We start from the raw sequence: 12,918 nt of genomic DNA, 5'->3' as shown, positions 1-12,918 counted from the left end.
AGGCCATGTGAAGCAGCTCGTCCGATTCCTCACCGCCCAACTGCTCGCCGCCGCCCTCCTCCTGACCGCGTTCCCGGGTCCCGCCCGGGCTGACACGCCCGAGACCGACGCCCAGCTCGCAGCCGAATGGCAGGCCGCCTGGGACTTCTACCGGTTCTATGAGGTCGCCACCGCGCCCCTCCCCTACACCGGACGAAGCCGGGCCGAGCGCGACATCTCGATCGAGATCAACGCCCCCATAGAACACGTCTTCGAGGTGTACTCGAACTTCGCCAATCACATCGGCAGGCATTCCTTCCTCAAGCGGATCGTGACGCACAAGGACTGGACCGAGGCCGGCACGCGTTACCTCAATTTCACCGCGATCGAGGAGATCCCGGTCGCCGGCGTGCCCGTCACCAGCAAGACGCACGGACAACAGCGCATCCACCCCGACGGCTTCTACTACGAGACCGACAGCTGGTCACTGCCCAACATCGTCACCCACCAGAAGATCGTTTTCGAGGACCTGGGCAACGGGCGGACCCGGGTCACCGAGCACCTCCTGTTCGAGGCCGGCATCCTGCTCATCGACTTCACCGTCGAAAACGGCGTCGCGGCCCACCAGGAGACGCAGGCCGGCCTCAAGGAGGCGATCGAGAGCGGCGAACTTTGACGACGCACGTCAATTCGCCTCGGCGGAACGGCCGACCGGACCCTGTCCGGCCGGCCGCGTACGACGGTCGCCGCCAGAACGGATACCGCCTGGCGAAGCGCCGAGTGCGAAACGATGCCCGATCGGATTCGGTGCGGCGGTGGAGACCGCACGGGCACCCTCGGGACGCCGCAGGAGCGTCAGTGGTCGTGGCCGCAGGAGACGCGGGCTTTCTCCAGCTCGGCGGGGTGGTTCCACCAGAAGCCCGCGGTACTCGGGTGGGCGGGGACACGGGCCTTGACCTTGCCCCGGGATGCCAGGGCAGCGGGCACGGCCTGGTCGGTGGTCGTGGACGACGGGTACGGCGCGAGCAGCCGCTCGACCGTGTGGTACCTCCCGCCGACGACGACGCCGGCGACGTTCGCGGCGTCCTCGATGCGGGACAGCGGATCGCCGTCGACGATGGCCAGGTCGGCGTACATGCCTTTGCCGATCCTGCCCAGCGGCAGGCCGAGATACGTCCCCGACGTACTGGTCGCGGCGGTCAGCGTCTCCAGCGGGGTCAGGCCGTACTTCACCATGGCCCGCAGGTTCATGTGCAGGCTGACCGCGAGGTGATCGATCGGTGCGTCGGTGCCGGCTGTGACGACGCCGCCACCGCGGATCATCGCCACGAGCTGCGCGACTTGGTTGGCGAGGTTCGCCCGGACCACCGTCTGGTCGGTGGTCTGCGCGGCGGTGACGGAGGCCTGTAGCTTCGCCATCCGCCAGTTCGGGTAGAGCCGCTGGACCCGCTCGTCGGTGACCAGCGAGGTGTCCTCCCTGTAGAGGGTGCTGCAGCCGAACAGGGTGGGGGTGCGCGCCATCTTCGACGCGTTGAACATGGAGATGACGTCCGAGTAGGCCGAGCCGACATTGGTGACGGTGCGTGAGTAGCCGAACCTGTTGGTCGCACCGACGTGCTCGGTTCCGTCTCCCCCCATCGCGATCGCCGGGTAGTGGTAGTGGGACGTGACCGGTTTGCCCTGACGGTGGGCCCAGCCGATGACCTCCTTGTGCCAGGCGACGGGAAGCCGCACGTAGCACTTCATCAGGTCGTAGTCGAGGCCGGCGGCCCGTTCGAGCTCGAGCCGCAACTGCTGGTGAGAGAACGTCGGGCGCATGAAGTTGTAGTAGATGCGCGGCCCATCGATGGCCTCACCGGTGCCCAGGTAGCGCGGCGCGAGCCGCACCCCGGACTGGACCGACTCGCGCTCCTCGACCATGTGGAAGGCGGGCGAGCCGGGTGAGCGGGTCGTCGTGATGCCGAGGGCGAGCCACAGCGGCCCTTGCCGGGACCCGTAGGCGTATCCCTGCATCTCGCGGTGGTGGTGGATGTCGATCAGGCCGGGCATGACGAATTTGTCACCGGCGTCGACGAGGGTGCCTGGCCGTCCGTCCCGGTGCGGCTCGATCGCCGCGATGCGCTGACCGCGCACGATGATGTCGACATCGCGGGCGACGGTCGCGGAGACGCCGTCCCACATGCGGCCGGCGTGGACGACGACCTGTTCGGGACCGGGATCGTTGCGCCAGGACAGCCGGACCGGGATGGACCGGCCCGGCTTGCCGTCGATGCGGACGGTCCTCAGCCGCGCGCCGTTGAGGTAGAGCAGGGTGGCGGAGTCGCCGGCCCAGGCCGGGGCGTCGGACAGCTCTCGGGTGACCTGGCGGGCAGGGCCCGTGGGCCGTCCGGTCCTGTCGACCGGCAGGACCCACAGCAGCGACTCCATGGCGAAGGCGAGCATGGTGCCGTCCGGTGACCAGACGGGGCCGTCGTCGCCGCGGGTCTGCAGCGATCGGTGCGGGGCCGGGTCCACGTACGTACCGGCGCCTGTCGCCCGGTCGACGAGAAGGATCTTGGACAGGCCCTCACGGTAGCGTCGCGAGTACGGCACGACCGCAGCCAAGGCGATCGTCTTCCCGTCCGGCGACCAGGTCGGCCGACCGGGTTCGAAGGTCGCGTCGAAGACCTTCTGGATGTCACCGGTGGCGACGTCCAGAACCCACAGCGCGCCGTCCTGGTCCAGGTAGGCGATCTCCTTCCCGTTCGGTGACCACCGGACCGAGAGGGCGGCGGAGTCTGTCAGATGAGTCAGTTGCCGGTCGGTGCCGGTGGCGAGGTCGCGGACCCAGACGTTGAGGGTGCCGGTGCGGTCGCTGACGAACACCAGTTGCCGCCCGTCCGGGGAGAAGTCCGGGTCGGCCTTCCACCACCGGTCGCCGAACAGCGGGGTCGGCTCGTGCCCGATGCGCATCAGGTAGATGTCGTTGAGTGCGCGGAACGCGATGGTGGAGCCGTCCGGGGACATGGTCGGGCTGCCGATGCCCATGACCGGGAACGACCCGGGCGCGTCGAACACGCGGACGCTCTTCTTGTACTTCGGGGTCGTCGCGGTGAGTGCGGCGGTGAAGCCGACCGTGCCTGCGGACGTGGAGCCGAGGCGGCGGGTCCGGATGGTGCCGGCGGAGGTGTAGTAGTAGCGCCCGTCCGGAGTGAACCCGGCCCTGAACGGGAAGACCTCCTCGCCGGTGACAAGCGCGCCCGCGGTGCCCGCCAGGTCGTTCGCGCCGTCGTGGAAGAGATGGTAGGCGACGTCGGTCCCGTTCGGCGTCCAGGACGGCTGGTGGATGACCTGACCGGCGGGGACGGTCACCTTGGTGCTGCGGGCGCCGGTGGCCATGTCCACGACGTCGATCCTGGTGTCGGCGACGACGAACGCGATTTCGCTCCCGTCGGGTGACCAGGCCGGCTCGTACTCCTCGGCCGAGGAGTCTGCCAGGACACGGGTCGCGCCGGTGGCGACGTCGAGCAGGTGGATGCCGTAGCCGCCGCCGGCATCGGACGAGTAGGCGATGGTGCGCCCGTCCGGGCTGTACCGGGGCTCGCGATGGTCGAACGGCCCGGTGGTCAGCTGGTTGATCGCGGACCCGTCAGGCCGGATCGTCCACAGGTTGAAGACACCGTCGCGGTACGACTGGAACACGATGGTGGATCCGTCCGGGGACCAGTCTGGCTGGGCGATGTCGTACAGATCGCTGGTCAGCCGGCGGGCGGTGCCGCCGGAGGCGGAGCAGATCCACAGGACGCCGAGCATGTCCAGGGCGAGCATGCGGCCGTCGGGTGAGACTGCGACGGCGAAGTCGGTACCAGACGCGACGGAGGTCTTGCCGCCGTCGCGGGCATCGTCGGCTCGGGCGTGCGTGGCGGTGGTGGGGATGAGCGTGGCGGCGAAGGCGGCTCCGGCGCCGGCCAGGACCGCACGGCGGGACGGGCGGAACGCCGGCCCAGTGGTAGGGACAGGTGCGTTGGGGGAGGTGGGGGTGGGGGACATTGCGACTTTTCCTCCTACATTGCACGTAGCCGGACAAAACGCATTGGCTCCTCGAATCATGACCTTGAAGCCGACGTCTCACAGGCTCAGGCGGCACTCCATGCGTCGAGCGGACGCCGGTTGCCGCCCAACGGCAGGCGGAGCAAGATGAGCGGCCGCCATACGCCGGGGGGCCGCCGACCGTCGACGGCTACTCAGCGTTCACCACGGACCGGCCTCCGGCGAGGACGGTCGAGCCGGGCGTGGGTCACTCGTGCCGGTCCGGGACGGAAGGTGACGGCCGGTCCGAGGGTCAGACCTGGGTCAGACGATCAAAAGCCGGGCCGGCGGCTCGGTCCGTCACCCACGGCCCAATCTTGTGCGGCGCTGTCCAGGCAGCGCTGGATCGGGGATCGCACCGCTGAGGTGGGTCACCAGACCATGGGGATCAAATCGGGGCCGACGATGTGGCCCTGGTGGGGCTGCGGGTCGTGGTGCTGGTCGTGCACGAAATGGCCCCCGTACCAGACGACGACGTCGGTGGCGGCGATGTCCTCCCCGTTCAGGAACGCGTCCAGGTGGGCGCGGTCGTCCATGAGCGGGTCGTCGGTCAGCTCGTCCGGATGGTTGCGCAGGAACCACAGGTCGGAGATGCCGAAGGCGTCGGCGGTGCCGTCGTGCTCCCCGGGCACGATCCGGTAGCCGTACCCGCTGGACTTGTCCCGGACCCGCCAGTGCCGGGCCGCGGCCCCCCGGCGACGCTTGGTCTCCCGCGTGATCGGGGCCCACCCCTCGTCGCCGACGCCGGAGACCGCGTGGCCCTGCTCGACCACGTCGGCCCTGGACCCGCCGATGTCGAAGTCGAATCGCCAGTAGGCGTGATGATGGTGCCGCTGGCAGGTCATCGGGTTCTTGATGGCGCCGAATCCGAACCGCGGCTTGATCGTCCCGTCGAGGGCTAGCCGCCAGTCCGACACATACCGGTACCAGCCCGCCTCCAACTCGCTGACGATCCGCACCTCCCCATCGTCATCGTCGTAGTAGAAGGCCACGCCCTGAAACGCCCCGGCGTCGGTGCCGGACTCCAGGATCGTCTGCGGCGGCCGGTCGCACACCCGCCACCCCCAGCCGACCGGATCCTGGCCGACGGCGCGGAAGCGGGTCTCGGTGTTCTGCCAGTCACGGAAGGTGGTGCCGTCGTCGTATCGCACGTTGAGGATCGGCACGTGCGCCCGGCGCAGCACCAGCCGACCGCGGTAACGCACCTGACGCAGTTCCACCCCCGACCCGTTTCCCGCGGGGGCCGAGTCACGCGGCCGCACCACGACCAGGTTCCACAGCTCCTCGCCGCCGGAGATCACTCGCATCCGGACCATCGCGGGACCGCCCCGGTCGCGCAGCGGCAGCACCTCGGCCGGCAGTCGCTCCTCGCAGTCGCCGTGGTCACCGTCGGTGTGGGCGGCCACGCCTGCCGGTTCCCAGTCCACCTCGCCGGCGGCGATGTCGACGGCCACGATGCGATGGCGCGGGGTGCCCGAGGGTCGGTAGATCCCGAGCGTGAGGCGGCGGGCACGACTCCCGTCGGGCCGCTCGACGTCGGCGAGCGGCGGCATGGACCGGTACACGATCGCATCGGCGGGAAAACGGGCATCGGTCCGCAGGGTCCGCACGGCGGCCTCCACCTCGGCGGACGTGGGCAGCGGCCGGCGGGTGCTGGAACGCACCTCGGCCTCCTCCGGCCGGTCGAGGTGGCCGCGCAGCTCGATCCCCCGGTTTGCGACCGGGTCGAACACCGTGGCGCGGAACGGGGCGGCGCCGGCCTGGGCCGTGGTCTGCGCCCCGGGCTCGTCATCGTGGTCGCCGAGCACATCGGCGGTGACGATCAGCCTGCTCGGATCCGCCCCGTCCAGGCGGGCGGCCACCTGATGGTTGTCGGCAAGCGCTGCCCGCACGCGCTCGGTCACCCGCGGGGGTTCAGGCACCTTTTCGATGACGATGCGTACCTCCGAGCTCATGCGGGCCTCCCTGTCGCAGGTGTCTTCGCGGGCACCGTCCCCCAGGTTCCCGGCGCTGGTTTCGTTCTTATCCCGCAATACGTCGGCAAGGAAGGAGATCAGGGAGATGTACGTATTTTCCCGGATGTGGTATCCGATCGGCCGCGACCGGGCGACGGCCGACGTCTACCGCTGGATCGAGCGCGAGATCGAGTCACCCGCCGGCTGACGGGCTGCGGGTGCGCCCCGCAGGGCTTGGGTGGGAAAGGCGGCTCAGCGGCGGCGCGGGCGGCGGCGGGCGGGGCGGCGGCATCACCTGACATCGGCGGCCGTCGCGATGACAAAGGGCGGGTAACCATCTGGCCCGTGCATCATTCGGACCGGGACTGACGCTTGGTCGCGGGGTATGGGGACTAATGTCGCCGATATACAACTGACGTAAGTGCCCGCCACAAAGTAACCGAAAGGGCAGGTGTGCACCGAAATGACTCGCCATTGTGCGGAGAATCCGCTTGTCAGCATGGGCGGGAAAGTGCGGCGGCTGACGCTGACCGCGCTTGTGATCGTGATACCGGCGGTCATCGCGTCGCCGCAGGCGAGCGCGAGTGTTGTGGCGAGCGGCGAGAACTCCAAAGCGACCGTCCTTACCGACGATCACGGTCCTGTCAACCTGAACATCGGAAACGGCAAACACACCAAGAATGACCTGAGAGTTTTCAACACCACCATTCAACGCGGCCTGCAGAACGTATCGAGTACGAACATGGACGGAATGACCAATATTCAGAGCTCTTCCTGCAGAAAGAGACATCGCGTCTGCAACATCTTCCAGAAGCAACGGCCTCCCACCGCTGGTAGACCCCCTTCTCCACGTTGAGAACGACGCAGCGCCAGGCCGATTGTGGAATCCCGGTCGTACCAGGTCAGTGGCTGGACAGGCGCGGCAGTTCGATGATCACGTATGCGCCCGGCTCCGGGGTGTCGGCGACCGTCGTGCGCGGATGCGATCTCGCGGGCTATCGCCAGGCCCAGACCGCTGTTGCCGCTGGCGCGGTCACGGCTGGGATCCAGTCGGCCGAGGCCGGCGCGGTTGCCGTACAGGAACGCCTCGTCGGCGAGGTCGAGGCCGATGGTGAGGGCGCGGGCCTGGGTGGCGCCGACGACGTCGCGCACAAGGGCACCGGTGTGCACAGTCTGACGGGGATGGAGCCGCAGGCGGCTATGACCCGAGTCTCCCTGTCCACCGGCATTCCGGGGAAAGCGACCTCATGATGCGTCCGTGGCGTGGTTCGACGTCATGTCCGGCCCGACCGCCACCTCGACCGGCCACCACAGCGGGTGGCGCTGGGTCTTCTCTGGCGCAGCGGCCGCCTCGGCAGTAGCGCACATTCCAGTGATCGAACCGCATTTGAGCCAGGCCCCCTACATGGGTGTGCCGGCCGACGCCGTACGGGCATGGGGCTTTACCGCGGACTCATCCCGGTGCGGAGGTAATAGGTGATGACGTTGAGGACGCGCTCCCGCTGGTGGTCGCCGTTCTCCTCGCTGAGGTGGGTCTCTCCGGCGGCCTGGACGGTGTCCTGAGCGGCCTCGGCGAGATCCACGTCGGATTTGAGGGCGTAGATGAGCGCCTGTACGGCTCGCTCCTTGAGCAGGGGTCCGTGCTCGGAGTCGTGGCCCGGAACCAGGTCGGGCCCGCGCCGGGCCTCGGCCCGGTACCGGTCCCGAAGGCGGAAGAGACGGCCGCGTACCTCCTGTGCCTCCTTGCCGCGGTCGCCGGCCGCGATGAACCGCATCGCCTCGTCGATCAGCGGGCCTTCCAGCCCGGTGGTGGCGACGGCCAGTTCGGCGGCGACGCGGATGATCTCGGGCAGCTTGTCGGGGGTGGGGTCGGCGGCGATCACCCCGATTCGGGGATCGCGCTCGGCGATGGCGCGCATGTCCGCATCCAGAAGATCCGCGGATGTCACCGCGCGCGAGGGCAGCGGGTACAACTGGACGCCCAGATGTTCCTGCTTGAGCCACTGTCCGTCCAGGCGTACCCCGGACAGCTCCTCACCGGCGGCCAGCGCCGCGGCGAACCAGTTCCGGCGCCACTGCTCTTCCGTCACCGCCAGTCCGGCCAGCCAGTCGCGGCCGGACCTCGGCGTGATGGCTTCCAAATTGGCGGGCTCGAAAGTGGCGACGAGCTCACCGTCGGCCACATAGCTGACGCTCACCTGGCGGTTCACCGTCCACCAGACGTTGTACGCCTGGCTGCCGGCCGCCACCTCGCGCAGCATCCGCATGCTGGTTCCCCGGGCGTTGAAAGGCTCCATCACGACCGTCCACGGGCTGTGCCGGGCGGCGAGCATGATGCCATCGGCCTCCTCGTCCAGGTCCTCATACGCCTCGCCCTCCACCTCGTCCCAGGTGGCGGCGTGAACGGTGGAGGGGGCACCACCAAAAGAGCAGACCAGATCGGCGAACGCGGCATCGGATTCGCCGGTTCTGATCCAGGTCAGGCAGCACTGGTCGGGAAACAGATGCCGCAATCGTTCGTACGCGGTGAAAGAAGAGGTCATGACGGTCCCAATCGGCACGTGCTCAGAAAGATCGCCGGTCATGGCTCGCTGAGCACGGGCAACGCTATCTACACCCGGACGCGCGCTCGATCTCGGACGGGTGCGAAGACTACTCGGATGTGACAGGGAGCAGCACCCGAAAGCGGGTGCCGCCGGGTTCGGCACGCACACGGCTTTCCGGTAAGTGCTGGATGTCGGTGTACGCGTTGAGCGCCGCATCCGGCGGACTCCTTTGACCTCCGGGCAACCAAAGCAGGGATCCCTAAAGCCAGGCATTTTGGCGATGACCGGGGAATACCGTATTCCGGCCTGCGTGGCTGTTCGGGCTTGCGCACGGGCGTCGTCACCCGGTTCCGGGCAACGTCGGTCGCTGGGCCGGCGAAAACCGTTCGCTCCTTCCGCACCCCCTACGGCAACATGGCCATAGCGGTGGGCATTCAGAGGGGCGGATGGCTGTGCTGGGATCACTTCATTCACCCGGAGACAAATCCTCCGCCCGAAGGTCGGCCGTTCTGCTGGCGCTTCAGTACTACAGCGGTGAACTGCTGAACCAGTGGCGGGTCGCGGCGCCTGCGCTGATCTTGCCGGCCTTGGGGAACATCTGCCTGTTCTACCTGGCGCCGCTGGCGGTGGCCGGGATCGTGGGGCATCTGTCCGATGGCGGGGCCGGCACCATCGCCGTGCTCATGCCGTACGTGCTCGGCTTCGGTGCGCTGCTGCTCACGGGCGAGGTGCTGTGGCGGGCAGGTCTGCACTTCCTGAACCGTGCGGATGCCCGGGGCATCGAGGAACTCGGTGCGACGGGCATGGAGAAGTTGCTGGCCAAGGACGCCGCGTTCTTCCACGACAACTTCGCCGGCTCGCTGACCAAGCGGGTGCTGAGTTTCTCCAGCGGGTTCGAGGATTTCATGGACACGCTCACCTTTTCGATCGTCGCCAAGGTGGTGCCGCTGGCGTTCGCCTCGGTGGTGCTGTGGCGGTATCACCCGCTACTGGTCTTCGTGCTCGTGGGCCTCATTATCGTCACCGGCTTCCTCGTCGCCCCGTTCATTCGCCGTCGCCAGAGGCTGGTGGACCAGCGTGAGGCCGCCAAGGTACGGGTGTCCGGGCACGTCGCCGACGTGCTGGCCAACATGGAGACGGTCCGCGCGTTCGCCGCCGAGGACCGCGAGGAAGTGGAGCACCGAGCCCGGCTCGCCGAGCAGCGCAGACTGTCGCTCCGTTCCTGGGACTACGGCAACCTCCGGGTGGACACCATCGTCGCACCGCTGTCGGTCCTCACCAGCACCATCGGCCTGCTCCTCGCCGTCACCCTCCGCGGTGGCCTGGGCGTGGAGGCGATCGTGGTGACGTTCACCTACTACACGAACACGATCAGCATCATGTTCGAGTTCAACCAGATCTACCGTCGCATGGAGAGCGTGCTCACTGAGGCCGCCCAGTTCACCGAGCTTCTCCTCACGCCGCCGGATGTGGTCGACCCGGAGGACCCGCAGCCGCTGCGCCCGGCCGATGCAGGCGTCCGGTTCGAGCGGGTGGCGTTCGCGCACGCCGGCCATCCACTCCTGTTCGACGACCTGGACCTGGACATCCCCACCGGCACCAAGATCGGCCTGGTCGGCCGGTCCGGCGGGGGCAAGAGCACCCTCACCCGGCTGCTGCTCCGCCTCATGGACATCGACGGCGGCCGGATTCTGATCGGCGGCCAGGACATCACCCGGCTCCGCCAAGCCGACCTACGCAGCCTGATCGCGTACGTCCCCCAGGAGCCCGCCATGTTCCACCGGTCGTTGCGCGACAACATCGCGTTCGCCCGGCCGGGCGCCACCGACGCCGAGATCTACCAGGCCGCGCAGGCGGCGCACGTCACAGAGTTCGCCGAAGCTCTGCCGGACGGCTTCGACACGCTGGTCGGGGAGCGCGGCGTGAAACTCTCCGGCGGCCAACGGCAGCGCGTCGCCCTCGCCCGCGCCATCCTGCGTGACACGCCGATCCTGTTGCTGGACGAGGCAACGAGCGCGCTGGACTCCGAAAGCGAGATCCTCGTCCAGGAAGCCCTGTGGGGCCTGATGCGTGACCGTACCGCCCTCGTGGTCGCCCACCGGCTGAGCACCGTCGTCCGCATGGACCGCTTGGTCGTACTCGACCAGGGCCGCATCGTGGAACAGGGCGATCACCGCGAACTCCTCCAGGCCCAAGGGCCTTACGCCCGCCTATGGCACCACCAATCCGGCGGCTTCCTGATGGAAGAGGACACCCCAGACGTCGTCCACCGCTGACGCACGCGCGGGTGTCCCGGTCTTCACCCCAGGCGATCTTGTAGATCCAGTCGGTGGACGCCTCGAACAATGCCGACGCGCTGGACACGCGAGCCTGGGCGAGCATCTCGGGCAGCCGAGGTGGCCTCCGACTCGCGTTCAGATCATGCTTCAGTGATCACGAAGTGGCTCCCGAACACGGCGCCGATCGGTCCGAAATCAGAGTGTAGAAACCAGGTAGGGCGCTGAGAGGCTCTCTGAGTCATCACCGCTTCTGCGGGCCAGGTGCTGGAGCCCAGCCGTGCCCCAACTGCGTCGGATGATCCTGGGACCCGAACGCACCCTAGAACAACTTCGCGCCAAGATCAGTGTGGCTGTCGAAGATGGGTAACAACATGGTGGGGAGCCGCTCGGCGCATCCGCCCGGGGCAGGCAGTACGTCCGTAACAGACGCGTGAGACGTACTGGCCGCACAAGCGAGCCGGAGGACGTCTCGAGTCGCCTTGCCGAAGGAGAGACGGATCCAACACGGCGCCGTCGGCGCGGCAGAAGCGATCGGGGGGGCTGATGAAGGGGTACGACCTCCAGGGACCGGCACTGGAACTCGGGGCCCTGGTGCGTGAGGACGGCACCGCCGATGCCTCAGAGCAGATCCGGATCTCTCTAAGCATGCTGAACCGGCACGGACTGGTGGCCGGGGCCACGGGAACGGGAAAGACCAAGACGCTCCAACTCGTGGCGGAGCAGCTCGCGGCCCAGGGGGTACCGGTCTTCCTCGCCGACATCAAGGGCGACCTGTCGGGGCTGGCCTCGCCGGGCACCGCCTCCGAGCGCGTCACCTCGCGTGCCGCCGAGGTGGGGCAGACATGGCACCCCACGGCCTGTCCGGTGGAGTTCCTCTCTCTGGGCGGTCTGGGGGCCGGCGTTCCGATCCGCGCCACCATGACCGCCTTCGGGCCGACCCTGCTCGCCAAGGTCCTCGGGCTCAACGAGACGCAGGATTCGTCGCTCGGACTGATCTTCTATTTCGCCGACAAGAACGGAATGCCCCTGCTCGACGTCAAGGACCTGATCGCGGTCATCCGTTACCTGACCGCCACTCCCGAGGCGTTGAGCGGGATCGGCGGGCTGTCGACGACGACGGCGGGAGTCATCCTGCGCGCATTGACCAACTTCGAGGCTCAGGGGGCCGAAGCGTTCTTCGGCGAGCCGGAGTTCGACGTGCGCGACCTGCTCCGGGTGACGGGGGACGGCCATGGGGTGATCTCCGTTCTGGAGTTGCCCGCCGTGCAGGACCGGCCGCAGCTCTTCTCCACCTTCCTGATGTGGTTGCTCGCCGATCTCTTCCATGTGCTCCCCGAAGTGGGCGATGTCGACAAGCCGAAGCTCGTGTTCTTCTTCGACGAGGCGCATCTGCTGTTCGGCGGCGCGTCCAAGGCGTTCCTGCAGTCGATCGCCCAGACCGTGCGGCTGATCCGGTCGAAGGGCGTGGGCGTGTTCTTCGTCACCCAAACACCCGAGGACGTCCCGGCCGATGTGCTGGCCCAGCTCGGCGCGCGTGTACAGCACGCCCTGCGCGCCTTCACCCCGCAGGATGCCAAGGCGCTCAAGGCCACCGTGTCGACCTTCCCCACGTCCTCCTACGACCTGGAGCGGCTGCTCACTGGGCTCGGCATCGGCGAGGCCGTCGTCACGGTCCTGTCGGAGACGGGCGCGCCGACCCCCGTGGCGTGGACGCGTCTGCGTGCCCCTCAGACGCTCATGGCGCCGTCGAGCCCGGACGTGGTCCAGGGAGTCATCGCCGCCTCGCCGCTTCAGCGGAAGTACGGCACGGCAGTCGACCGCCAGTCGGCCTATGAGATCCTGTCGGCGAAGCTGGCCGCGCAGCAGCCCGCCGAGACTCCCGCGCAACCCGCTCCCGAAGGCCCGCGCGAGCCGGAGAAGAAGGGCGACAGGGAGCGGGAACACGAACCGAGGCAGTCCGTGCTGGAGAACGTGCTGGAGTCGAAGGAGTTCCGGTCCCTGGCACGGTCGGCGGCGTCCGCCCTCGGCCGGGAGATCAGCAGATCCATCTTCGGCACGGCCCGACGCAGTCGACGCTGACCCCAGACAGCA

General features: G+C 68.3%; 8 protein-coding genes. 5 read left to right on the top strand and 3 right to left on the bottom strand.

The features are described from left to right. The first annotated feature begins 7 nt into the window (after positions 1-7). A complete protein-coding gene (locus MYF83_RS27455) occupies positions 8-655 on the top strand; it encodes an SRPBCC family protein (RefSeq protein ID WP_248963608.1) in 648 nt (215 codons plus the stop codon). Between the two features lie 179 nt (positions 656-834). Here MYF83_RS27455 and MYF83_RS27450 read toward each other — a convergent pair whose 3' ends face one another. Both MYF83_RS27450 and MYF83_RS27445 read right to left on the bottom strand, forming a co-directional pair. Next, the gene (locus MYF83_RS27450) at positions 835-4,008 is read right to left on the bottom strand and encodes an amidohydrolase family protein (protein WP_248963607.1); all 3,174 of its coding nucleotides are present in this window, start codon (positions 4,006-4,008) and stop codon (positions 835-837) included. Between the two features lie 410 nt (positions 4,009-4,418). Further along, positions 4,419-6,002, bottom strand: coding sequence for a hypothetical protein (locus MYF83_RS27445; protein WP_248963606.1), 1,584 nt, complete (start codon positions 6,000-6,002; stop codon positions 4,419-4,421). A 499-nt stretch (positions 6,003-6,501) separates the two neighbouring features. Here MYF83_RS27445 and MYF83_RS27440 point away from each other — a divergent pair, with 499 nt between their 5' ends. Beyond that, on the top strand, positions 6,502-6,858 hold the full coding sequence (locus MYF83_RS27440) for a hypothetical protein (protein ID WP_248963605.1): 357 nt from the start codon (positions 6,502-6,504) through the stop codon (positions 6,856-6,858). A 74-nt stretch (positions 6,859-6,932) separates the two neighbouring features. Beyond that, a complete protein-coding gene (locus tag MYF83_RS27435) occupies positions 6,933-7,253 on the top strand; it encodes a hypothetical protein (protein ID WP_248963604.1) in 321 nt (106 codons plus the stop codon). Positions 7,254-7,444: 191 nt separating this feature from the next. Here MYF83_RS27435 and MYF83_RS27430 read toward each other — a convergent pair whose 3' ends face one another. Continuing rightward, entirely contained in the window at positions 7,445-8,545 is a 1,101-nt protein-coding gene (locus MYF83_RS27430) for a DUF6461 domain-containing protein (protein ID WP_248963603.1), read from the bottom strand. 455 nt (positions 8,546-9,000) lie between these two features. Between MYF83_RS27430 and MYF83_RS27425 the strand changes: the two genes are divergently transcribed. Both MYF83_RS27425 and MYF83_RS27420 read left to right on the top strand, forming a co-directional pair. Beyond that, a complete protein-coding gene (locus MYF83_RS27425; protein ID WP_248963602.1) occupies positions 9,001-10,824 on the top strand; it encodes an ABC transporter ATP-binding protein in 1,824 nt (607 codons plus the stop codon). A 546-nt stretch (positions 10,825-11,370) separates the two neighbouring features. Further along, a complete protein-coding gene (locus MYF83_RS27420) occupies positions 11,371-12,906 on the top strand; it encodes a helicase HerA-like domain-containing protein (protein ID WP_248963601.1) in 1,536 nt (511 codons plus the stop codon). Positions 12,907-12,918: the final 12 nt, after the last annotated feature.

The sequence above is a fragment of the Sphaerisporangium perillae genome, assembly GCF_023276435.1.
In the GTDB taxonomy this organism is placed as follows: domain Bacteria; phylum Actinomycetota; class Actinomycetes; order Streptosporangiales; family Streptosporangiaceae; genus Sphaerisporangium; species Sphaerisporangium perillae.
This window is presented reverse-complemented; position numbering and strand designations above follow the sequence as displayed.

Excerpts from the sequence above, each read along its gene's own strand:
- MYF83_RS27450 (WP_248963607.1), bottom strand. The coding sequence starts at position 4,008 with ATGTCCCCCACCCCCACCTCCCCCAACGCACCTGTCCCTACCACTGGG.
- MYF83_RS27430 (WP_248963603.1), bottom strand. The coding sequence starts at position 8,545 with ATGACCTCTTCTTTCACCGCGTACGAACGATTGCGGCATCTGTTTCCC.
- MYF83_RS27435 (WP_248963604.1), top strand. The coding sequence starts at position 6,933 with ATGATCACGTATGCGCCCGGCTCCGGGGTGTCGGCGACCGTCGTGCGC.
- MYF83_RS27420 (WP_248963601.1), top strand. The coding sequence starts at position 11,371 with ATGAAGGGGTACGACCTCCAGGGACCGGCACTGGAACTCGGGGCCCTG.
- MYF83_RS27440 (WP_248963605.1), top strand. The coding sequence starts at position 6,502 with ATGGGCGGGAAAGTGCGGCGGCTGACGCTGACCGCGCTTGTGATCGTG.
- MYF83_RS27445 (WP_248963606.1), bottom strand. The coding sequence starts at position 6,002 with ATGAGCTCGGAGGTACGCATCGTCATCGAAAAGGTGCCTGAACCCCCG.